The organism is Leptospira congkakensis (genome assembly GCF_004770265.1).
In the GTDB taxonomy this organism is placed as follows: Bacteria; Spirochaetota; Leptospiria; order Leptospirales; family Leptospiraceae; genus Leptospira_A; species Leptospira_A congkakensis.
Genome location: NZ_RQGQ01000004.1, coordinates 345,363 through 367,193, shown reverse-complemented (window position 1 = coordinate 367,193; position 21,831 = coordinate 345,363). Strand labels below are relative to the sequence as shown.

General features: G+C 39.8%; 20 protein-coding genes. 11 read left to right on the top strand and 9 right to left on the bottom strand.

Annotation, left to right across the window (positions count from 1 at the left end; translation table 11 throughout):
- Positions 1-8 precede the first annotated feature (8 nt).
- From EHQ70_RS02730 to EHQ70_RS02715, 4 genes are read right to left on the bottom strand one after another with little or no spacing between them, the layout of a single operon-like run.
- The gene (locus tag EHQ70_RS02730) at positions 9-467 is read right to left on the bottom strand and encodes a MarR family winged helix-turn-helix transcriptional regulator (protein WP_135583411.1); all 459 of its coding nucleotides are present in this window, start codon (positions 465-467) and stop codon (positions 9-11) included.
- Positions 468-500: 33 nt separating this feature from the next.
- A complete protein-coding gene (locus EHQ70_RS02725) occupies positions 501-1,820 on the bottom strand; it encodes an aminopeptidase P N-terminal domain-containing protein (RefSeq protein ID WP_135583410.1) in 1,320 nt (439 codons plus the stop codon).
- Positions 1,807-2,877, bottom strand: coding sequence for a lipopolysaccharide heptosyltransferase II (gene waaF / locus EHQ70_RS02720; RefSeq protein WP_135583409.1), 1,071 nt, complete (start codon positions 2,875-2,877; stop codon positions 1,807-1,809). The genes EHQ70_RS02725 and waaF overlap by 14 nt, the downstream gene beginning before the upstream one ends.
- Positions 2,877-3,977, bottom strand: a complete 1,101-nt coding sequence (locus EHQ70_RS02715; RefSeq protein WP_135583408.1) for a thiolase family protein — start codon at positions 3,975-3,977, stop codon at positions 2,877-2,879. Before EHQ70_RS02715 ends, waaF begins: the two co-directional genes overlap by 1 nt.
- A gap of 78 nt (positions 3,978-4,055) precedes the next feature.
- Here EHQ70_RS02715 and bfr point away from each other — a divergent pair, with 78 nt between their 5' ends.
- The 4 genes from bfr to EHQ70_RS02695 are packed head-to-tail and all read left to right on the top strand — an operon-like array spanning position 4,056 to position 7,167.
- The gene (gene bfr, locus EHQ70_RS02710; protein WP_135583407.1) at positions 4,056-4,532 is read left to right on the top strand and encodes a bacterioferritin; all 477 of its coding nucleotides are present in this window, start codon (positions 4,056-4,058) and stop codon (positions 4,530-4,532) included.
- Complete coding sequence (locus EHQ70_RS02705; RefSeq protein ID WP_425270016.1) at positions 4,469-5,662, top strand: THUMP domain-containing class I SAM-dependent RNA methyltransferase; 1,194 nt, start codon at positions 4,469-4,471, stop codon at positions 5,660-5,662. The genes bfr and EHQ70_RS02705 overlap by 64 nt, the downstream gene beginning before the upstream one ends.
- Positions 5,659-6,804 (top strand): acetylglutamate kinase, encoded by a 1,146-nt coding sequence (locus EHQ70_RS02700; protein ID WP_135583405.1) that lies wholly within the window; start codon positions 5,659-5,661, stop codon positions 6,802-6,804. The genes EHQ70_RS02705 and EHQ70_RS02700 overlap by 4 nt, the downstream gene beginning before the upstream one ends.
- A 9-nt stretch (positions 6,805-6,813) precedes the next feature.
- Positions 6,814-7,167, top strand: coding sequence for a DCC1-like thiol-disulfide oxidoreductase family protein (locus tag EHQ70_RS02695; protein WP_135583404.1), 354 nt, complete (start codon positions 6,814-6,816; stop codon positions 7,165-7,167).
- On the opposite strand, the gene EHQ70_RS02690 is transcribed toward EHQ70_RS02695, so the two are convergent.
- From EHQ70_RS02690 to EHQ70_RS02680, 3 genes are read right to left on the bottom strand one after another with little or no spacing between them, the layout of a single operon-like run.
- A complete protein-coding gene (locus tag EHQ70_RS02690; RefSeq protein ID WP_135583403.1) occupies positions 7,159-7,833 on the bottom strand; it encodes an iron-containing redox enzyme family protein in 675 nt (224 codons plus the stop codon). The two genes, EHQ70_RS02695 and EHQ70_RS02690, sit on opposite strands and share 9 nt — an antisense overlap.
- The gene (locus EHQ70_RS02685) at positions 7,830-8,825 is read right to left on the bottom strand and encodes a D-alanine--D-alanine ligase family protein (RefSeq protein ID WP_135583402.1); all 996 of its coding nucleotides are present in this window, start codon (positions 8,823-8,825) and stop codon (positions 7,830-7,832) included. Before EHQ70_RS02685 ends, EHQ70_RS02690 begins: the two co-directional genes overlap by 4 nt.
- On the bottom strand, positions 8,822-10,027 hold the full coding sequence (locus tag EHQ70_RS02680; RefSeq protein WP_135584307.1) for a KamA family radical SAM protein: 1,206 nt from the start codon (positions 10,025-10,027) through the stop codon (positions 8,822-8,824). The genes EHQ70_RS02685 and EHQ70_RS02680 overlap by 4 nt, the downstream gene beginning before the upstream one ends.
- A gap of 82 nt (positions 10,028-10,109) precedes the next feature.
- Between EHQ70_RS02680 and EHQ70_RS02675 the strand changes: the two genes are divergently transcribed.
- From EHQ70_RS02675 to EHQ70_RS02665, 3 genes are all read left to right on the top strand, one after another.
- Positions 10,110-10,754, top strand: a complete 645-nt coding sequence (locus EHQ70_RS02675) for an HAD family hydrolase (protein WP_244288198.1) — start codon at positions 10,110-10,112, stop codon at positions 10,752-10,754.
- A gap of 34 nt (positions 10,755-10,788) precedes the next feature.
- The gene (locus EHQ70_RS02670; protein WP_135583400.1) at positions 10,789-11,607 is read left to right on the top strand and encodes a GerMN domain-containing protein; all 819 of its coding nucleotides are present in this window, start codon (positions 10,789-10,791) and stop codon (positions 11,605-11,607) included.
- 89 nt (positions 11,608-11,696) lie between these two features.
- On the top strand, positions 11,697-12,857 hold the full coding sequence (locus EHQ70_RS02665) for a GGDEF domain-containing protein (RefSeq protein ID WP_244288197.1): 1,161 nt from the start codon (positions 11,697-11,699) through the stop codon (positions 12,855-12,857).
- A 177-nt stretch (positions 12,858-13,034) separates the two neighbouring features.
- Here EHQ70_RS02665 and mqnC read toward each other — a convergent pair whose 3' ends face one another.
- Entirely contained in the window at positions 13,035-14,150 is a 1,116-nt protein-coding gene (mqnC, locus tag EHQ70_RS02660) for a cyclic dehypoxanthinyl futalosine synthase (RefSeq protein WP_135583398.1), read from the bottom strand.
- 123 nt (positions 14,151-14,273) lie between these two features.
- On the opposite strand from mqnC, the gene EHQ70_RS02655 reads away from it, so the two are divergent.
- Genes EHQ70_RS02655 through EHQ70_RS02640 form a run of 4 tightly spaced genes read left to right on the top strand, consistent with a single transcriptional unit; the run spans position 14,274 to position 20,152 of the window.
- Positions 14,274-16,376, top strand: a complete 2,103-nt coding sequence (locus EHQ70_RS02655) for a (Fe-S)-binding protein (protein WP_135583397.1) — start codon at positions 14,274-14,276, stop codon at positions 16,374-16,376.
- A 22-nt stretch (positions 16,377-16,398) separates the two neighbouring features.
- A complete protein-coding gene (locus EHQ70_RS02650; protein ID WP_135583396.1) occupies positions 16,399-17,295 on the top strand; it encodes a FecR family protein in 897 nt (298 codons plus the stop codon).
- The gene (locus EHQ70_RS02645; protein ID WP_135583395.1) at positions 17,292-18,230 is read left to right on the top strand and encodes an LBF_2017 N-terminal domain-containing protein; all 939 of its coding nucleotides are present in this window, start codon (positions 17,292-17,294) and stop codon (positions 18,228-18,230) included. The genes EHQ70_RS02650 and EHQ70_RS02645 overlap by 4 nt, the downstream gene beginning before the upstream one ends.
- A gap of 2 nt (positions 18,231-18,232) precedes the next feature.
- Positions 18,233-20,152: a PP2C family protein-serine/threonine phosphatase gene (locus EHQ70_RS02640; RefSeq protein ID WP_135583394.1), complete on the top strand. Its 1,920-nt coding sequence runs from the start codon at positions 18,233-18,235 to the stop codon at positions 20,150-20,152.
- 1 nt (position 20,153) lies between these two features.
- Here the strand turns inward: EHQ70_RS02640 and EHQ70_RS02635 are convergent, their stop codons facing one another.
- Positions 20,154-21,743: a peptide chain release factor 3 gene (locus EHQ70_RS02635; RefSeq protein WP_135583393.1), complete on the bottom strand. Its 1,590-nt coding sequence runs from the start codon at positions 21,741-21,743 to the stop codon at positions 20,154-20,156.
- Positions 21,744-21,831: the final 88 nt, after the last annotated feature.

Genomic DNA, 21,831 nt, shown 5'->3' with positions numbered 1-21,831 from the left:
CAAAACTTCTAATTTTCTTTTTCCTTTCGGATATGTTTGTAAATTTGATCGAGGATAGGATACAAAATATCCTCGTTTTCTTTTGAGATTCCCCAAGTTTGTAACGAAAGAAGTTTGGCAGAAATAGTCACGATCTTCTTTCTTATTTTTTTCCCATCTTTCGATAGAAGTAAAGCCCACTCCCTTCCATCACTTGGAGAAGGATTTCGTTCGACAAGACCCTCTTTCACCAACCGGTTCACAAGTACCGTACAAGTCGGTTTTGTTTTTTCAATGGTTTTGGCAATTTGTGTCATATTGATCGGGACGGTGCTACGTAAAAGAAAGGTAAGGATTTCAAAATGAGATGTGGTGAGGCCAGGGTATCCTAACTTTTCCATTTCCAACCGAACAATTTCAGCGATTTCGGAACTGATTCGATCAAAATAACGGACAGAACGAAATCGTTTCGGAAGTTCTCTACTCATGAATTACCAACAAACACAAGATAAGTGAATTGTTTATGCCTTTAAAGCTTCAATTTCAGAAATTTCTTTAGGGATAGATTCTGTTAGATTGATAGGTGTTTTTCCATGGATTACAATATCATCCTCGATACGAATTCCGATCCCTCTAAATTCTTTAGGGATGGAATCATCCGTTGGATCGAAATATAAACCAGGTTCCACTGTGACCACCTGACCGTCCTTAAGCGGCCTGGATTTTCCTTCTAAAAAATATCTTCCCACATCGTGAACATCCATTCCCAAGTAATGGCCTGTTCGGTGCATATAAAATTTTCGATAAGTTCCCTTATCGATGATTTCTTCTAAACTTCCTTTTAGAAAACCCATTTCGCGAAGGCAGTCACTTAAGAAACGAACTGTTTTTTTATGAACTTCATTGAAAGGAGTTCCAGAAATAGAATTTAGAATCGCATTCTTTTGTGCGTACAATACAATTTCATAGATTGTTTTTTGGGCTTCGGTAAATTTTTTACCTACAGGAAAAACACGAGTCACATCCGCAGTGTAATAATTCCACTCGGCTCCCGAATCCACAAGAACCAAATCACCTTCTTTTAATAGATCATCATTATTGACGTAATGCAAAATACAGGCATTTTTCCCGGAGGCAACGATATGACCATAACCTCCACCAATGGAGCCGTATTTTAGATACTCTTGGTCAAGGAGTGCTTCCAATTCGTATTCATACATCCCTGGTTTACTTTCTCGCATAATGCGCATATGGCCCAGTTTTGTGACTTCGGCGGCATTTTTTAAAAGCGAAATTTCTTCTTTGGATTTGATGAGTCTCTCCTCATGTAAAAAATGAGGGTGTTCTATGCGGTGTGGACCAAATTTTCCCTCGCGAGCTCTTTCCGAAAGGTTGCGACATTCCGTAATGAGTTCGCGGTCTCGGTCTGGATTTTCTCCAAAAAAATAGTAGAGGGTATGATTTCCAATGAGAATAGCAGGTCGTTCTTTTTCCCAATCACTTAAGTCGTAAGAAAAATTTAAACCTAACATAGATTTGATTTTTTCTTTTCCGAGTCGGATTCCTGTCCAAATTTCTTTTTCTTTATCTTTGGGTAAACAAAACATCCCAACAACTTCTTTTGTGATGACAAGGATAGAATCTTCTTCCGTAATCCCTGTTAGGTAATAGAAATCCGAATTTTGACGGAATTTATACTCCACATCTCTGTTTCTAATTTTATGGCTTGCCGCAAATAAGAGAAAGATCTCACCCGTTTTTAATTTTTTTTGAACGTTAACAATTCGGCTGCGGTACAACTTACTGTTGTAATCTTTTATTTTTTTATCAGGTAATTTCATGAGAGATGACTTCCTCTAAGGCTTCAAAAATACGCACGGGATTTTGGTCCATCATACAACGGAAATGCCCTTCAGGACAAATTCGTCCACCGTGGATTCCGCAAGGCCTACAATTTAAACCTTTTACCTCCATGATTTTATGTCTATCGGAAAGGCTTCCATATCCGAATGCTGGGATGGTTGCACCATATAACATTACGGTAGGAGTGTTGAAAGCAGAGGCAAAATGAATGGGACTGGAATCGTTGGAAATAATGGCGTTTGCATTTCGAATCCAAACCATAAGTTCCTTTAGGTTTGTTTTTCCTACTAGAGAAAGGAGACGGTCTCTTTCTCTGAGTTGGAGTGGTTCCGTTTTCATCAATCGAAAGATTGTATTTTCAATTTCTAAATCAGCCTTGCTACCAATAAGAATCACAGTTTCTTTTCTTTTGCGTAAGATTTGGGTGATGACACTGACAAATTTCTCTTCCGGCATTCTTTTGGTTTCCCAAAGAGATGATGGTGCAATGAGAATGTATCCTTCATCACCCGTAAGGATTCCCTTTTTTTTGCTTAGGAAGGAATCCTCCTCTAGCTGGCCTGGAAATAAATAAGGCCTTCTTTCTCGTCCGCTTGGATAATCATACTCTTCAAATAAAAGTGAAAAAAGTTTTTCTACTTCATGGGGGCCTTGTTTGGGTCTTTGTACAGTCCTTGTATGTAAAAAAGAAAATCCTGATTCCTTGTATCCAATACGAATGGGTGCACGAGTGAGATAAGACAATAAACTGGATCGAAACGAAAAGTGTGCTGAGTACACTTTGTTGAAGGATTCTTTTTTTAACAATCCGGCGAAATGCAAAAACGCAAACGGATTCTTTTTGATTCGTTTTTTGTCTAATGACCAAACTTTCGTTAAATCAGGATTGTTATCCAAAACAGATTCCGTACCTGCATTGACAAGCACATGGATTTCCGCCCCTGGGTGTTCTGTTTTTACCGCATGGAAAAACGAAGTGGATAGGATCAGGTCACCTAAGAAAGCAGTTTGGATGATCAGTATTTTTTCGGGCATCAGTCTCGTTCTAATATCGACACAAAGTTGTTTGTAGCAAGTCCACCTATACTTTGTGCTACTGCCAACCGCTTTTCAGGCCATTCCTCAAAGAAGCGACAAAGTTCTACAATTTGTGCAAGACCCGAAGCACCCACGGGGTGGCCTCGTGATTTGAGCCCACCAGATGAATTGATAGGGATTTTTCCCTTAGGGTGCGTGAGTCCTGCCTTTACTTGGAATAAGGCCTCTCCTCGTTTGAAAAAACCAGCATCTTCGGCACCTACAAGCTCAAAAGGAGTGAAAGCATCGTGTAATTCTGCAAAATCAATGTCATGGGGGTTCACTCCTGCCTCAGCATAGGCCTTTTCAAAGGCGATTCGATTGGCAAGAAAACTGGGATCCGCTGAAGTTAAAAAGGGAGCCGTTCCGGAACCCATTCCTTTGACAGAAATGGAACTAGGTTCCTTGGATAGTATGAGGGCTGCCGATCCATCCGACAAAGGTGAGATATCATACAAACCTAAGGGGCTTGCGATTTTTGTTTGGTTTTGGTATTCTTCCAGACTCAAATTCTTTTTGATATGTGCCTTTGGATTTTCTAGCCCGTTGTCGTGAAGTTTTTTTGCAATGGCAAAAAGATCCTCATCCTTGTAACCATAATCATCTAAGTATTTACGAGTGATCATGGCCCCACCTTGTGCCATAGACATTCCCAAAGATCGTTGTGAATCAGATAAAACAGAACCTAACAAAAGATTACTTTCCTCTCGATTCAATTGACTCATAAGTTCTGTAGCAACCACAAGTCCATGATCGTATCTTCCACTGAGAATCAAATTCACTCCCAATTGAAAGGCAGCTGCTCCAGATGATGATGCTGTTTCCATTCGTATCGAATAGATATCACGAAGACCAAGTCTTGCGGCAAGTTTCGCGGACAGATGGTATTCTTTGTTATAAGAATCAGGCGAAAAACTAGCATAGATGATGAATTGAATTCTGTGAGATTGAAACTCATGTACAGATTGTTTTGCGGTCGCAAAGGATAAATCAAGTTGTGATCCTTTGTGTTTTCCGAATACACTCAATGTTGGATTGTGAATGTAAACTTTCTTCATTAGAATATACTTTACGCTTGCCTATTCTATGAAAACCAATTATCTTTCCATTTGAAGAGAGAAAATGAGGCTACCCATATGAAGGGAAAAAAAGAAGTAATCGACATTTTAGCGGAAGTTCTAGCAGCAGAACTCACAGCCATCAATCAGTATTTTATTCATGCAAAAGTCTGTAAAAATTGGGGATATTTGGAACTTGCCGAATACCTCAGAAAAGAGTCTATCGAAGAGATGAAACATGCAGATGAAATCATCGAAAGGATCCTATTTTTCGATGGAACTCCTGACTTACAAAAGTATCTAAAAATCAATGTAGGCCAAACCGTTCCAGAAATGTTGGATCATGATCTACAGTTGGAGTACAATGCTGTGGAACGATTGAATCGCGGAATCGATATCTGCGTTGCTGCAAAAGACAACGGAACTAGAGAACTTTTGGAAAAGATTCTCGTTTCCGAAGAAGAACATATCGATTGGATTGAAACACAAAAATCCATCATCGCTTCTATCAGCATCCAAAACTACTTGGCTCAAAAATTAGGAGACTCGGAATAAAACCTACTCACCCTACTTACCATGCCATTTGCGGGGAAGGACTTTCTCCGCTTTTGGAATCCGAATTAAAAGCTCACCACCTCAAAATAGGCAGTTCTAACAGAGGTGGAGTTTTTTTTTCCGGCAAAAAAGAAGACGTCATTCAGTTTGCCATTCATACAAAATTTGCTTCCAGACTCAACTTACAGCTATTACATGAGAATGCTGAAACCTACGATGAGTTTTATGCCAAAGCCAGCGAACTCCCTTGGGAAAAATACATTGGCCCTGATGTGAGTTTTCGCATTGATGCCGAAACTAAAGACAAATTAAAAAACTCAGAATTTACGATGCATCGAATGAAAGATGCAGTACTCGATCGTTTGCGCAGTAAAAAAATCCCTCTTCCCGAAATCGAAAAACGAATGGCGGATATCACAATCGTTGTCAGATCGCATACGGACAAATTCAGCATTGAACTTTCTCTTTCGGGAGACCCAGTGGGAAGACGCGGATACAGACTCTTTGCAGGAAATGCTCCCGTGAGGGAACCCATCGCACAAGCAATGCTCGAAGTCTCCGGTTGGAAAGAAGGAAGTACATTAGTGGATCCCATGTGCGGGTCAGGAACCATTCTCATTGAAGCCGCACTCCGAGAACGTTTGTATGGCGAAATCAATCGTTTCCTTTTTGCTGAATCACCTGTCTTTCAGATCCTATTTCCTACGTATGTGTTTTCCGAAAGAAAAATGGAAAAACCAAATTCCCCGCATCTTTTTGGATTTGATGTGGATCCAGAAGCGATTCGCATAGCAAAAGAAAACGCTTATGAGGCGGGAGTCGAAGACTTTGTTTCCTTTGAAGTTGGAAACTGTTTGGATCTAAAAAACAAATTTGGAGACAAAGGTCACGTGGTCACAAATCCACCTTACGGGGATCGGATTGGGAAACCAATGGATGACCTAAAAGAGATGTATTTTCAATTTGGAAAGGTCATTAAAAATGAATTTGGCGGTTGGAAGTTTACCGTTCTTTCGGGAGATTTTTCTCTCCTTGGGAAGTTTGGACTCAAAGAAAACGCACATTTAAGTTTGAAACATGCAAACCTCAAAGCAAAGATTGTAGATTATGAGATCCGAGGGGGGAAATGAATTCCAAAGACGTACTCAGCAGAGTCTTTGAAATCACAAGAGATCCAAGAGATGGACTTCTTTTCTTAAAAGAATTCCAATCTTTATCTCCCGAATCGTTTGCGATTCTGTATGCAGATTCAGAAACTATTTTTAATAGCTCTGAGGCTCTTTTTTCAGATCTAAAACTCCTCTACCAACTCGATCTTTTTCCCTTTGTTGTTTTAGAAGTGGACAGCTTTCAATATTTGAAGGTTTTTTTCCCACTCGAACAAATGAATGCAGATGGGGAAAGAAGCCTTGGTTTTTCCTACCAAGTAGTGGATCGAAACCAATCTCTAAAGGAAGAAGTAACAAATAGCATTCGTCAAAAAAAAATTCCCATCTTACTTTGGGATGATGAATCTGAAAAACTTTCAGCACTTTTGGATCGTTGTCGTTCCATCCTTCATTCTTCAAAAGTAATTTATGTATCCATTGATGGGCCATTGAAAGACCCAAATACGAGTAAGGTAAAATCCATCTTACAAAGTGATTCTAGGTTATCCTTACCAGAAGGTATGACTTTATCCAGATCGCAGGATGAATTCATCCAACTTTCTGAGGATCTTTTGTCCAAGATTGAAGATCCAAAATTTAGTATTGTTCTCACTTCCCCATTCACGTTGCTTACTGAACTTTTTACCGTGAAGGGAAGCGGAACACTTGTTAAGCGAAAAAACAAAATCAAAGTATGCCATTCCACAGATGATGTTGATATGACAAGAGTTTTTCAACTCATTGAAGAATCTTTTGGGAAACCGTTAAAACCAGAGTTTTATAAAACAAAATTTGATGTTTTATTTTTAGAAGAATCTTACCGGGCCTGCGCTTGGATGCAAAAAACAGAACATGGATATTTACTTTCTAAATTTGCTGTCAATGGGGTTGCTCGTGGAGCGGGTGTCGGTCGAGACATTTGGGACCAAATTTTAGAACATTGCCGACCTCTATTTTGGAGGAGTAAACCAGACAATAATATCAATAAATGGTATATGTCGGTCGCCCAAGGGATTGAAAAGGATGAAAGTTGGTATTATTATTGGTTGGGACTCGACCAGTCACTCATTCCTGCGACAATCCAAACTTTGAAATCACAACCGGAAGATTTTTTTCCCAAGTAACTAATTCTAATGCAAACTAAAAATTCAGTATTAGTTTATGATGGAAACTGTGGGTTTTGCACTCGCCTTGCCAAATCCATTCGTGAAAAAACAAAGGATCAAATTGCCATTGTCTCCTTCCACCAACTAACAGACACCGAACTTCAGTCCATCCACAAACAACTAAACAAAGATCTTTGTGCAGGAGAAGTCCAACTCATCGAATCTGGAAATCGGTATCCTGGATTTTTTGCGGTAAGGCAACTATTTTGGAAAATGGACAAATACAAATACTTTAGTTTTCTTTTGTATTTGCCGCTAGTTCCGTTTCTCGGAATGGCAACGATGTATCTCTTGAAGCGGTTCCGAACAAAACTAAGTTAAAACTCGCTCCTTATCCAAACGAGAAAGCCCAGTGTAAAAATCTTCCCGAGCAACAAGTGCCAGTAAATTCCCTTCGATCACTTGTTTTTGAGCTTCCTCCGATTTGGCAGTTTCTTCAATGAGTTCAAACATTTTTTGGCTATGGCCTTCGTCAGCGTCTAGGTTCACTTGAAAAAATTTACCTTCGGGCAGTGCCATTTCCGATTTTAGTTTTTGGTAAGCGCGCGCAATTTGTGAATATTCTAATTTGAGAAGGTATTCGTTGGCAGGCCCTAATGCTCCGAGTCCATAGAAGAATCCTTTTTCAATGATGGATTCCATTTTATCCAAATAGGTTTTTGTTTCGGGTAACAAATGATGATTTGTAAAATCAAAGTTTAACTTTGTTAAAAATTCGATTAAAATCGAAACATGAGTGTCTTCTATTTTACCTTCTCCCAGTTCTCCCCAAATATTTTCGACAAGAATGATCTTTGCATTTTGGTCCCGGGTCTTGGCAGCCACTTTCAAAAACCAATCCACAAAACCAATTGATACAAAGTATTCTTGGCTTAGCCATAAAATTAAGTCATTAAAACTCATTGAAATATTTCGTTCTAATAACCATTGCGATCTAAGGACTGGATGGGTTTCCACATCCTTTTTTAAAGTTTCGACGATGTTCATAGGTTTCTATCCTTTGCATATTGATAACGATAATGATGTTGGTATTCGGAAAATCCCAGATCTAAACAATGGTTTAGAAGTTCCGAGTATGTTTTTCCCATTTTTTCCCATAACAAGGGCAAGGTGGAATAAATGGAAGAAAACCCGGGAGTAGCATTCACTTCGAGTAGATAGGGTAAGTTTTTTTCTAATTTAAAATCGATGCGAAGGTATCCAGAACTTCCGAGTAAATTCGCAATCTGAATGGCATAAGTCTGAAGAGAGTTAGCAAGTCCTTCTGGTACTTTAAAATCCAAGGATTCTACAAAACTTTCCTTTGATTTGACAAGGTCGCTGTAGACTGGTCCCGGATAGTCAACAAACGCCGGTATTGTGGCTTCGTAATTTCCCTTGTTTCCAAGAACTCCAATCGTGAGTTCCCTTCCCGAGAGATAGGATTCGACTAGGACCGTATTGTATTTTTCCACAAGAGCCGGTACAACCTCTTCCCAGTCTGCGGATGTTTTGATGAGGTTTTTTTCTCCAATCCCGAGACTGGAACCTTCGCCATTGGGTTTTACAAATAATGGAAAATTTGCGATCAGTTTCTCCTTTGGATCTTCCACTAACCAGAAATCTGCCGTTGGAATCCCGAAGGATTTTAAAAAAACCTTGGTTTTGTATTTATCCAAAGTGAGGGTTTGGACTGCAGCAGAACTACCAGTATGAGGAACGGCTAAATATTCGCATAACGCCGGTATATAAGCCTCGCGACTTTGTGAATGGTATCCTTCTACCAAATTCCAAACCATCCAATGGGTTCTTTCTGTTACAGGAATCCCACTTAGAACAGAGGCAATCTCGGAGGGGTTTGATAGAACTGCCACATCATAACCTAAATCCTGGATGGTTTTTTCCATATTCTGAATGGTTTCGTCAGATTCCCATTCCTGACAAAGTTCAGGGGTTTTGGGGTCATATACATCACAAGCGAGAATGACGGTGCGTTTCATAATCCTAGTTTTTCCAAATCAGAATCGCTTAATATAGGATAATAAGATTCTTTGTTGGAATCTACCGGTTCGAAGGAAAGATGGATTTTTTTTGTGACCGCCGAACGGAAAACATGTTGGCGAGTTTTAGGAATATAACCCAAATACCAGTTAGGTGCAATGGTGATTTTTCCACCGCCGCCAGGAAGGTCGTTCACAAATTGCGGAATTCCCATCCCACCAATTTTGCCACGCATATATTCTACAATTTCTATCCCACGGGCAAGTGGAGTGCGAAAACCTCTAGATCCAGGGATGAGCTCCGGGTCATAAAGATAGTAAGCGCGGACTCGCATCTCTAAAAGTTTTTTATGAAGAGTGAGCATGGTCTCTTCCTCATCGTTAATCCCTTTTAAAAGAACAGACTGGTTTCCGACGGATACACCTGCCTTTAGCAACTGAAGAATGGCTTCTTTGGATTCCTTTGTACATTCAATAGGATGGTTGAACTGAGTATTACAAAAAATAGATAGGTGCTCGTTGTTATATTTTTCAATGATTTTGCAAAGTGACTCTGTGATCCGGAAAGGCAAAGTAACAGGATTTCTTGTGCCTAACCTACAGATTTTTACATGAGGAATGGAGTTTAGTTCCGACAAAATCCATTCCACTCGAGAATCGGCTAAATTTAAGGGATCACCCCCGCTAATCACAACATCTTCCACTTCTGGATGGTTTCGGATGTATTCGAATGCCTTTTCTAAATCCCCTTTTTCCATTCTTTCCTCATTGGAAGAAACCTTTCGACCGCGCATACAATGGCGGCAGTACACACTACAAGAATGGTTGGAAAATAATAAGACCCGGTTCGGATACATATGAGTGAGCCCACGAACAGGACTTAGTCGTTCTTCCTCCAAAGGATCAGCACTTTCTTCTGAGGAAAGTACAGCTTCCTCGGATCTTGGAACAATCATCCTTCGGATGGGACAATTGGGATCATTCGGACTGGACAAGGAAAGATAATAAGGGGTAGTAGAAACATGCAAACGAATGGTTTCTCGGATTCCAATTTCTTCCGATTCTGTCAGCACAAAATACCGAGAAAGGTCTTCTCCTTTGATTCGGTTTTGCAGCTGCGAGGTATGATCCGTCCAATTTGTTCGGGAATACAACTCTTCACGCGCCCGAAGAACTTCTGATAAACTGCTTTGCACGAGCATAACTTCCAATTCCTTACTTGCCAAGAGACCACCAAATACTTTTCTGGTGGTAATGCAAAAAAACCGCCTGGGGGAAATCCGCATGGTCGCCTTCGATGTCGATGGGACCTTATTTTCCTCAGAATCCATAATCTTTAAGACGTACGTGCAGGCAATCGAAGAGTTTGCTGCCAAGACGGGAAAAATCGCGTCCTTACCGACCCATGACCAGATTATGAATGAGATTGGAAAACCAGTGCGAACCATTTTTGCCAATCTTCTCCCTAGTTTGCCAGAAGTAGAAAGAGATGGAATTTCTGGAAGGGTTCTAGACCTTCTCTGTGATTCCATTCGGAGCGGCGGAGGGGATTTTTATGCAGGTGTTGGATCTACCATTCACTACCTTAAAGAAAAAGGTTATACCATCACTTGTGCTTCCAATGGAAGAAAAGCCTATATTGAAACTGTTTTAGACACAGCTGGTGTTTTGCAATACTTTGAACCAATCGTTGTCATCAACCAAGACACCATCCATACCAAGGGTGAAATTCTTGCTGAGTATGTTCGCAAATACAATTTAGAACCAACATCCATTGCTATGATCGGAGACAGATATAGCGATTGGGAAGCAGCCAAAGAAAACGGTTGCCCCTTTGGATTTTGCACCTATGGGCATGGACTTCCGGGTGAAATTCCAGATTTTTACTGGAAATTCGACGATTTACCGACTTTAAAAGAGTTTTTTTAAATTCCCTTTTCCTACCCTCTCCGACATTTATAGTGTGGCGGTACTTCCCCAAATCCAAGAAGATAAATGGAAATCTTTACGCTATTTGCTTGGCGGAATTTTCCTTGTACTGGTCCTCATTGAAAAATCGATGGGGTTTGATCCAAAAGCCGCTGGAAATTTATTTCCCAAACAAGGGTTTCGTAACATCGGCAAAACCCAAGAAAAAACAAAATTTGCGGAACCAACGGATCCTTTTAGCAAAGAAACCTGGGAAGATGATTTAAACTGGGAAGAAGAAGTCCTCACGCAAACCTTTCCAGATGCAGAACCAAAACAAAAATCACGCACAAAACTCGTGGATGATACCATTCCTGAAATCACTCTTCCGGAAGATCGATTCCCTGGTGCCGGCAAACGCCTGCAAGCGGATGCTGGTTTTCTACCTGTTTACTTTTTAAAATTTTATGGCACTGGTAAAAATAGCCAGTCCCAACTCGTAAAACTTTCCCGTGAATTTCCAGGTGGAGATCCCATTCCCTTTTTATTCCAAGAACTCACCAAAGGTCCAAATGCGGAAGAAAAAGGAAAAGGTGTTTTATCGGCACTCTCCAAAAAGGTTCGAATGGAACCTAACTATCGATTGGAAGACGGAATCCTGCATATTTCCGTATCGGAAGACATTAGCTACGGCGGAAGTATGGAGATCCTAAAAGATAGGTTGGACCAGATCTCTTTTACAATGGTTGGTAATTTTGGAATTAAAGGGGTCATTCTTTATTCCAATGGAGAAAGGATCCGCACGTTAGGAAGTGATGGATTGTCCATTCCGGAAATACTCGCAAAATCTCAGAGAAAGGTAATCATTTTCTGACCCAGTAAATGGTTTACAGATGGTAGATTTCCTGTATTCTAAGTCCTGGTTTATTCATGCGTAGGCATACAATCAAAAGGTATTTTTTTGTGTTTCGTAAAATGTTTTTACGAATCTACCACCCTACCTTCACCTCCACAAATATTTCCGATATAGGTTCCTCGTTGCAGATTTTTAGTGTCATGACTGCGGTTACCTCTATTGTTTCTTTACTTTTTGTCGATTCACTCGTTCGTACAAAGGAAGCTAGTTTCTGGATTGCTTTCTTTCGAATCTCTTCCTTAGCCATTTGTTTCTTTGTTTACCTTTTTGGAAAAAAAAGAGTTCGGCTATTCCAAAGGCATATCTATGGGATCACAAGTTTGGTTCTCATTGCTCTTATTTTGCTTTATATCCCCATGATGGTGTATGATAAACCCAATCATGCTTATTATCTTTTTGGTTCGGCTATCGTCATTGCGAGTGCCTCTATCCTTTTGTGGATTGAACCCTTTCGAATTTTATTACTTTCCACTTTGTACATTGCCGTTTTTATCCCTTTACACTTAAACGTTTCCCGTATCCAAGGGTTTGATCGTTTTATCTTTTACCAAGACGTTCTGATTGTTTTCTTTTTACTTGTTTTTGGATTTGTCGCGAACCTGCTCATCAACTACTGGCGGTTTGAAGAGTACAGAGTCAAAGCTAGATTACGAATCACTGTTGGTAAATTACTTCGGATCAATCAAAAGATAGAGGATCTATCTAGGGTTGATTCAATGACCGAACTTTTTAATAGAAGGCATTTATTAGAACAATTTGATCTCTATAAAAAAAGATCCAACCGCGAAGGATTCATCATTGGACTAGTGATTTTGGATTTGGACAGATTAAAACTCATCAATGACAAATATGGTCACAAACAAGGAGACCTTGCCATCCAAGCCTTTGCCAAAACAGTTAAGTCTAGGACAAGGATCACTGACATTGCAGCAAGGATTGGTGGTGATGAGTTTTGTTTACTTGTTTCTCCTATCGACAAAGAAGGATTAGAAATCCTGACGGAGTCCATCCGTGAAAAATTAGAACGTCTTCTGATCCCCATCCACAACCAACCAGGGGAATCTTTGACCCTAACTGTCTCCATTGGAGCCACACTATTCCGTCCCGAAGACGATCCTAGCTTTGACGAACTCTACCACAAAATTGATACGGCCCTTTATACCTCAAAAAATGAGGGCAGAAACCGGATCACTCTCATCGAATCTTAAAAAAAATGATCGACAAGTTTTACAAAAATCTTTAGTGTTGATATTGAGACTGATTCTCAGTTTATGTCCATTACGGATAAGGTGTAAAATTTCGAAAGATGGGGAGCTCTAATCCCCCATCTTTTTTTTTACCTACCGAGACCAAGGCAAAGCCAGAAGATTTGATAGATTGGAAATCTAGTTGGAATCTGCTCCCACCTGGTTGCAGTCATATTCTTCTTCGTAGAGTAAATTTCTGCGAACCGGTTGGAACCCACCTTCCGTCAAAAATTTTCGTGCTTCCTTTTCTGTTTTCAATCCAAAGGAACGAAGGACATTTTCTTCAATCACAACGGAAGAAATATCATCAGCACCGGAATAAAGAGCCAGTTGCCCCACACCTTTTCCTAAAACCATCACAGAAGTTTCAATATGTTTGATATTATCCAGGAAGATCCTGCAGATTCCGAGAACCTTTAGGTATTCATGTGTGGGAACTGGTCTCACTTTAAAACGTTTTGTTTGCGGTTGGAAAGTCCAAGGAATAAAAGATAAAAATCCACCCGTGCGGTCTTGGAGGTCCCGAACGACACTTAAATGTTCGATTACTTCTTCTTCAGTTTCTTCCGAACCAAAAACTACGTTTGCCGATCCAAGAAGTCCCACTTCGTGGCAGGTTTCCATAGCTCGTACCCATTCGGATACAGTGGCTTTTTTCGGAGAGATGATTTGGCGCATTCTTTCCGTGAGAATTTCGGCCCCAGCACCAGGGACGGAATCAAGGCCTGCTTCTTTTAAAATCAGTAATACTTCTCGTAATGGCTTTCCAGTGATTGTTTCTAAATTGATCACTTCCACTGGCGAAAAAGCACGGATATGCATCTTCGGATATTTTGCTTTTACAGAGCGAATCACATCTAAATAATATTCAAAAGGAAGGTTTGGATACACTCCCCCCTGGAGGAACATTTGGTCCGCTCCTTCCTCCACAGCGTAATCCATTTTCTGCAAAATTTCTTTTTTCGAAAGGACATATCCTTTTCCGTTTCCAATCTCATCCATAAAGGAACAGAAACTACACTCAACATTACAATAATTTGTATAGTTCACAACCCGGAACATTGTGTAACTGGCCTGGGTATGGGGCCTTATTTTTTCTCGTAAGTAGCGAGCCACCATTTGGATCTTTAAAAAATCACCTTCTTTGTAAAGGATGAGGGCTTCCTCTGGAGAGATGCGTTTGCCCTCTGCCGCACGCAAAAGGATGGCATCACTGGGGGTATTCGGGCTAAATGAAAACGAGTCTAAGTTCATGGTCTCTACCTACTTGGACAGGAAATCTGCCTATAGATCCCTGTAAAAACCGAATTTTCCTGGACATTCATTTTTCTATACAAATCCTAGGAAATACCAAACACCTTAAGGGCATAAACATAAATGGATATCGGAAGAATACTCTTTCACCTATTATTCACAGCATTTTTCGTCGTGGCAAACATTGTCTTTGTCCGCGCCATCCTTTATAGGCTCGGATTGATCTTCAATGGTCGTCCTGCTTTCTTCAATGAAGATGCTAAAAAGAACCTAAATATCGGATTCCGTTTAAAGAGTTTTCTGATAAACGTAGTCCTCCAAAAGAAAAACTTTCGTGAACCAGTGCGCGGTATCATGCACGCATTTGTATTCTACGGATTCCTCGTGTATACCATCCACACAACAAGCCAAATGGTTGCTGGTGTGTTTGGTTATGTAATGGATGACCCTTACAAATTTGCTCTTCCTGAATTTCTTTTGGGTGAATCTGCAAACCATATTTATGAACAAGCAGTAAACTATGTTTCCATTCTTGTATTAACCGGTCTTGGATTCTTTGCTTGGAGACGTTGGATCAAAAAAGCAAAAGGTCTTGATGTTCACTCTCCTGCTTCTGCAGTTGTGATCAGTATGATCGCTACTCTTATGGTAACCACCTTACTTGGGAATGGTGCTAAAACAGTTGCGGCAACTTATTTCACTCATGCCGGTCTCATTGATGGAGCTATCGGATCCGTTTGGGAATCCATTGGTGTTGCGAACTCTTCTGCCGACATCGTTTTCCAAATTATGTGGTGGGGACATATCATCACTGTGTTCTCGTTTATGTTGTACGTTCCTACATCAAAACACGCTCACTTAATTTTTGCTCCGTTTAACTACTTTCTTGCGACAGACACTCCTAAAGGCCAATTATCAAAACTCAATTTAGATGATGAAAATGCCGTTTGGGGATCGAACCGCGTAGAAGACTTTCCTTGGCCAAACCTACTCGATGGTATGTCTTGTATTGAATGTGGTCGTTGCCAAGTAGAATGCCCAGCAAACAGAACAGGAAAAGTTTTAAATCCTAAGGCTATCATTGTAGAACTCAAACACCAAATGTTAGAGAAGATGCCAGAAGTTGCGGCTGCTCGTGCAGGCAAAACTCCTGAGGAAGGTGCAGAGGCAGTTGCTGCTTTAGAAACCGGAGTCATCAACTCACATGAAGGTTTAAGTGAAGAAGCACTTTGGGGATGTACTACTTGTTATGCGTGCGTTGAAGCATGCCCTGTTGGAAACAACCAAGTAAACGCCATCATTGAAATGCGCCGTCACTTAGTTCTTGCCGAATCAAAAATGAGTCCAGAACTACAAAAAGCCTTCACAAACATGGAAAACAATTCAAATCCATGGGGTGTGGGAGCTCATACAAGAGCTGATTGGGCTGATGGACTTGGTGTTAAGGTTCTTTCAGAAGCAGAAGACAAAAACGTGGACGTACTCTACTGGGTAGGTTGTGCGGGTGCTTTTGATGAAAGAAACAAAAAGATCTCTCGTGACTTTGTTAAAATCATGCAAAAGGCTGAAGTAAACTTTGGAATACTTGGAACCGAAGAAGGTTGTTCTGGAGATTCGGCTCGCCGCGGTGGTAACGAATACCTATACCAAACTCTAGCGCAAACGAACGTAGACACAATCAACGGTTACGGAATTAAAAAAATCGTTACTGCTTGTCCACACTGCTACAACACAATCAAAAACGAATATCCACAATTTGGTGGAAACTTCGAAGTCATCCACCATTCGGAATACATCAACCAACTCTCTAAAGATGGTAAAATTGATGTGAAAGTGGCTGATGATGCAAACACTGGAAAATATACTTACCACGACTCTTGTTACATAGGTCGTTATAACAACAATTACGACAACCCTCGTGATGTTGTGAAAAAAGTATCCGGTGGTAAAATCGAAGAAGCAGTCGACCATCACTCCAAAGGACTTTGTTGTGGTGCGGGTGGTGCGCAGTACTGGATGGAAGAACATGTGGATGAATCCAACCCAGAAAGTACACGTGTGAATAGCAAACGTACTGGACAACTTCTGGATACGGGAGCCACTACCATCGCAACTGCTTGTCCATTCTGTATCACAATGATTACAGATGGTGTCAAAGCGGCAGAAAAAATTGATTCTGTAAAAGTAAAAGACATTGCAGAATTAGTTGCCGAAAACATCGACTAACAAGTCTAATGATGAGGATTGTATGAATTTTCAAAATTTCCTCATCTTTAGTAATCTGTATCGAAGGAAAAGGTGGAAGGAAACTTCCGCCTTTTTTATTGGGGAACCACTCCGTTTCCCTTTCTCTTTTTATCTTTTTCTTTTTATCATTTTAACAAGCTTCTCGCCTATCTCAGTTTTTGCTGAATCGAAACCAATCATCCAACCTCCGGATGGAGATGGAATCACGATCATAGTGGAAAAAGGCCAAACCTTAAGTATCATTTCCAAAACCTATTTGGATGATCCAAGGAAGTGGAAAGAACTTCTGAAATCCAATCAAATCGATAATCCCAATCTCATCATTCCAGGAATGAAGTTATGGATCCCAAAAAGTCTGGGTAAAAAACCCTTAGCAGACATCCAAAGATATTCAGGAAAAACTGAAGTTCTAAAAGTATCTCAAAAAAAATCTGATTGGGCTGGGGCTACTCTTGGAGAAGGACTTTATGCTAAGGATGAAGTTAGAACCTTCAAAGAATCAGAAGCACAGTTTCTTTTGTTATCAGGATCACGGTTTGAAATTACAGAAAACAGCCATGTGATTATGGAAAAAGGAAAATCAGATACGGAACCAGATGAACTCTACTTACGTAGAGGAAGAATTCGTTCCCTGATTCAGAAAAAACCATCATCTAACCAACGTATGTTTCTCTTAAAAACAGACGCGGCAGTATCTGAGGTTCGAGGAACCGATTTTGTGACTGAGGTTGATGCTTCTGGAAACACAACTTTAAGTTGTTACGAGGGACTTGTGGCTGTAACAGCCGAAAATGTCACTGTGAATGTTGCTTCCGGATTTGCTACCTTTGTAGAAAAAGGAAAACCTCCGTTAAAACCATTTACTTTACCGGACCCACCAAAACCAAAAGAAGAATGAATCTTATATTCCGTTTCCAGTTTTCTTTCATTTTCTCTTTCTTGGTGGCGACAGGCACTCCAATATTTTCCGAATCAAAAACCATACGTTTTACTTTAGAACCGGATAGAGAAGATATCATCCAATACGAATTTGAATTATGGAAACAAACTTCTTTTGATTTAGAAATTCCCTTCCGTGTGCTTTCCAATCCTGGTAAAATTCAACTTTTTATTCCTAATGGATATGAATACTTTCGCATTCGTGCCGTTGCCAAACGCCAAGTCCGAGGATTTTGGACGGATTTGTATGCCGTAGGTTCCTTTGGACAACCGAAACCAAAAGAACCTACAAAAGTAGTGTCTCGTAAACCCAATACGGCAGATGTACTTGTTCCCATTAGCAATGCAAAAGGAACCAATCATTTCTTTTTGACCGAAAACAAAATCCAAGTAAAACCTATCCTCATACATCCAATGAAAACATCCGTTCGATATCGTTTGAACGGAGGAGCATGGAAAGTAACCAAACTTCCCGAACTTAGTTTTTCGAAAGATGGAGATTATAAATTAGAATATCAAGTCACAAATGAACTAGGGGTTTCTGATTCTATGCAGGTTTGGGAATTTAGTGTAGACAACACTCCACCAAAAACTGAGTTCCATTGGCAGCCAGAAACTTATAAAAAGTCATCCATTCAATACGTTTCAAAAAATACAAATCTCCAACTGAATGCTATCGATGAGGGTTCGGGGCTTGATACCATTCGGTTTCGCACAATCTGTGGAAAAAATTTACAATCAGAATGGTTCGAGTGGGATCCAAAAAATTCCTGGATGGGTATTCTCAATTCTTGTACGAATGATTTGGAAATTGAAATTTCAGCCATAGATCGATTGGGCAATGAAGAGATTCCTAATAAAATTTATCTGAAACAAAACAACCAAGGGAACTAATCGTGTATTCTCGACAAAGAATCCGTGAGTTGTCGGATAATATTCTATACGTAGTCAAAACCAAGTCCTTTCTCAAATTATTCCTTTCTATCATCGCGTTTCTCATCATTCCCTATTTCCTTTTGATTTCCTCCATGATTCATTCCAGATATAGAGAAGCATTGGACTGGAACCAAAGATTCCAACTCATTCGGATCCAACTCTTAACAATTGATTTGGAAAACCAAATTCGAGAACAAATTAATACAGATCTTACGAACAAAAAAAATATTGGCTACCTCCCTCTCTCAGAGTTTTCTCAAATCCAATCTCATTGTTTTCCGATCACAAAAGATATTTTAGAAATACAGGAATTAACACTTGTTCGCTGCAAATGGGAATCAGAATCCAATTCTTACCTAATTGTATCGAACGGAAAGTTTATCTCGATTCATTCGGCAAAATTTCTGGAAGATGCTTTGCTTGATTCACCATTTAGCGATTCCAATGAAGGTCTTTTTATCCTAAATAGTTCTGGAGATTTTGGGATATCTGGATTTATAGAAGATGATTTTTTGGTTTCTGAATTTTGGAAGTCAGATGTCAGTTCTTTTCTCCAAACTCATTCCAATTTACCCTCTCTTCATGAATCAATAAAAGAGGAAATGGACTATTTCGTGGTCAGTTTTCCAATGTATCACTTACCACTCCACCTATTCATTGTCAGTCCAAAAGATTTAGTTTTAGCTCCTATTAAGGAATCTTTAAAAAGAAATATTTTAATTCTGATTTCTTTATTTGTATTATCTTTTCTATTTTCAATGGTTATCTCTCTCAGGGAAATTGAATCCAAACAAAAACTTAGACTTCTTTTACAAGAATATCCCTATGCAGCCATTCTATTTGATCCCAAAGGCAAAATCCTATTAGAAAACCAGGAAATTGAACCCAACCTTCTTGTATCAAATCTATACCGAGACCAACTATCGGTAAAGGAATGGATTGAAAAAGAAGCCAGTTTGTTTCTAAAAGACGATTCTAAATTACAAAATGATGCGCAGAACCTAAGGAAAGAAGAATCAGAATTTTATTCAGAGGATGGCTCTGTATATTTATTAGAAATCACATACCAACTTTGGTTTTTAGAACAAAAGTATAAATTTGCCAGTGGAGCCCTTGTTCTTGTTCAAAACGTAACCAAAAAACGTTTGGAATTTGAAACGGAAATGGCTTATGCAAAAGATTTACAAAAAAAATACCTTCCCAACCAAATCATTATACTCCCACATCTAGATTACGAAGTTTTATACAAACCTCTTATCCAAGTTGGAGGTGACTACTATGACTATATTGATTTAGGTAACAATCGTTCTATTTTTGCACTCGGTGATGTGATCGGGCATGGAGTGAAAGCAGCAATGATGATGACCGTACTTCGTGTTTTATTTCACCAAATAGTGAAAACAGAATCGGATCCAAAACAAATCCTAAAAAAAATGAATGAAGGTGTTTCTACAAACTTTCCCGATCCTTATGCCTTTGTTCCCTTCCTTTTTTTACTTTTTGATTTCAACAAAAATACAATTCAATATGGAAATGCAGGCCATCCAGGTATGTTGCATCTTTCAAAACAAACAAAAACTATGGAATGTTATGAAAAATTAAACCCTATGTTTGGGATGTTATTAAACAGAGAACCCAAAGTTTTAGAACTTCCTCTGGAAAAAGGAGACAGGTTTTTTCTTTTTACAGATGGATTGAAGGATGTTGAAAACTCTAAAAGTGAAAAACTCTATGAACCGGAATTACTCCAGTTTTTTAATTCTGTCGGGTCAAAACACATGTCCCTCATCAAACAAGAGTTAGAACTTAAAATCAAATCTTATTCCGAAGGAATCCCATTCCTAGATGATATCACCTGGATTGGGATAGAAGTCATTTAAATCAGTCTTCCAAAGGAGGATTGTCTAAAAGTTCAATTCCTTCGTTGTTTTTGTGGAAATAGTTCATATCCCACTCTGTATCAAAAAGAAGTGCCATATTTCCAAATAGATCCTCTACCAAATTAGCGTTTGATGGAATTTTGGAACGATCTTCTTTTTTCACCCAACGTGAAATTCCGTATGGAAGGATATGGATGGAGGTATCTGCACCATATTCATCTTTCAAACGTCGTTGGAAAACTTCGAATTGTAGTTTGCCCATAGCTCCAATGATAGGAACTCCACCACCAATCGTTCGTGAGGTGAAAAGGTGAAGAATTCCTTCTTCTGCCAACTGGTCAAGACCCTTCTTAAAGGATTTGAGTTGTAAGGTATCCTTACAAGAAATAGTGGCAAAAAGTTCAGGAGCAAAACTTGGGAGTGGACGAAGTGGTGGTGTATTTCCAGTAGATAGAACATCTCCAATTTTGTATGTTCCTGGATTCACGAGGCCAATGATATCACCCGGATAAGCTGTATCCACGGTGTTCCGATCCTGGCCAAAAAAAGCGAAACTAGAAGATAACTTAACCGGTTTGTCTAAGCGGTTATGGTTTACGTTAAGACCTCTTTCAAAAACACCAGAACAAATGCGAAGGAAGGCAATTCGGTCTCTATGTGCCTTGTTCATATTGGCTTGGACCTTAAAGACAAAAGCGCTAAAAGGTGCATTCACCGGATCTAAATAATTCCCATCTCGAAGAGGAATGTGATCAGGACCAGGTGCTAGCTCTAAAAATTTATTTAAAAAAAGTTCGATTCCAAAGTTATTGACCGCCGAACCAAAGTAAACCGGTGTTTCCTTTCCTAGTAAAAAAGAATTTTTGTCAACTTGACCAATTCCATTTTCTACCAAATCAATTTGTTCACGAAACGCAGTGACAATTTCGGCATCAAACTGTTCGTCCAGACTAGGATCAGTCGGACCTGCCATACGAAACACTGCCTTTTGTTTTCCACCAGGTGTGCGATCGAACAAATACAATTGTTGGTCCCTTAAGTCATAAACTCCTTTAAAATCAAAACCCGTTCCTAGTGGCCAAACATCAGGAACTGCCTTGATCCCAAGAACTTTTTCAATTTCATCGAGAAGCGCATAAAGGTCCTTAGTCGGACGATCCATTTTGTTGATAAAGGTGATGATGGGAATTCCACGTTCTCGACAAACTCGGAAAAGTTTAATGGTTTGGGGTTCGACCCCTTTACCGGCATCAAGCACCATCACAGCAGTATCGGCTGCCATTAAGGTTCGGTACGTGTCTTCCGAGAAGTCCTCGTGTCCAGGAGTATCGAGAAGGTTTAGAATACTATTTTTATACTCAAATTGTAAGGCAGCGGAGGTGATCGAAATCCCCCTTTCCTTTTCCATGGCCATCCAATCGGATGTTGCGGATTTTCCTTCCTTTTTGGCTTTTACCGCACCAGCAAGTTGGATCGCACCTCCATAAAGAAGGAGCTTTTCAGTGAGGGTAGTTTTTCCCGCATCGGGGTGAGCAATGATGGCAAAAGTCTTCCGGCGGCGGACTTCGCGTTCTATGAGTTCAGGAGACATAACTTGAGTTCCATGCTGTTTAAATTTAAGATTCTGTCGAGAATAAAGAGGAAACTTAGGCTCCAAATCCTAAGGAAGGTGTTGACTT

Excerpts from the sequence above, each read along its gene's own strand:
- EHQ70_RS02650 (WP_135583396.1), top strand. The coding sequence starts at position 16,399 with ATGAATTTTCAAAATTTCCTCATCTTTAGTAATCTGTATCGAAGGAAA.
- EHQ70_RS02685 (WP_135583402.1), bottom strand. The coding sequence starts at position 8,825 with ATGAAACGCACCGTCATTCTCGCTTGTGATGTATATGACCCCAAAACC.
- EHQ70_RS02715 (WP_135583408.1), bottom strand. The coding sequence starts at position 3,977 with ATGAAGAAAGTTTACATTCACAATCCAACATTGAGTGTATTCGGAAAA.
- EHQ70_RS02695 (WP_135583404.1), top strand. The coding sequence starts at position 6,814 with ATGCAAACTAAAAATTCAGTATTAGTTTATGATGGAAACTGTGGGTTT.
- bfr (WP_135583407.1), top strand. The coding sequence starts at position 4,056 with ATGAAGGGAAAAAAAGAAGTAATCGACATTTTAGCGGAAGTTCTAGCA.
- EHQ70_RS02645 (WP_135583395.1), top strand. The coding sequence starts at position 17,292 with ATGAATCTTATATTCCGTTTCCAGTTTTCTTTCATTTTCTCTTTCTTG.
- EHQ70_RS02675 (WP_244288198.1), top strand. The coding sequence starts at position 10,110 with ATGGTCGCCTTCGATGTCGATGGGACCTTATTTTCCTCAGAATCCATA.
- EHQ70_RS02680 (WP_135584307.1), bottom strand. The coding sequence starts at position 10,027 with ATGCTCGTGCAAAGCAGTTTATCAGAAGTTCTTCGGGCGCGTGAAGAG.
- EHQ70_RS02700 (WP_135583405.1), top strand. The coding sequence starts at position 5,659 with ATGAATTCCAAAGACGTACTCAGCAGAGTCTTTGAAATCACAAGAGAT.
- EHQ70_RS02690 (WP_135583403.1), bottom strand. The coding sequence starts at position 7,833 with ATGAACATCGTCGAAACTTTAAAAAAGGATGTGGAAACCCATCCAGTC.
- mqnC (WP_135583398.1), bottom strand. The coding sequence starts at position 14,150 with ATGAACTTAGACTCGTTTTCATTTAGCCCGAATACCCCCAGTGATGCC.
- EHQ70_RS02635 (WP_135583393.1), bottom strand. The coding sequence starts at position 21,743 with ATGTCTCCTGAACTCATAGAACGCGAAGTCCGCCGCCGGAAGACTTTT.
- EHQ70_RS02730 (WP_135583411.1), bottom strand. The coding sequence starts at position 467 with ATGAGTAGAGAACTTCCGAAACGATTTCGTTCTGTCCGTTATTTTGAT.
- EHQ70_RS02725 (WP_135583410.1), bottom strand. The coding sequence starts at position 1,820 with ATGAAATTACCTGATAAAAAAATAAAAGATTACAACAGTAAGTTGTAC.
- waaF (WP_135583409.1), bottom strand. The coding sequence starts at position 2,877 with ATGCCCGAAAAAATACTGATCATCCAAACTGCTTTCTTAGGTGACCTG.
- EHQ70_RS02655 (WP_135583397.1), top strand. The coding sequence starts at position 14,274 with ATGGATATCGGAAGAATACTCTTTCACCTATTATTCACAGCATTTTTC.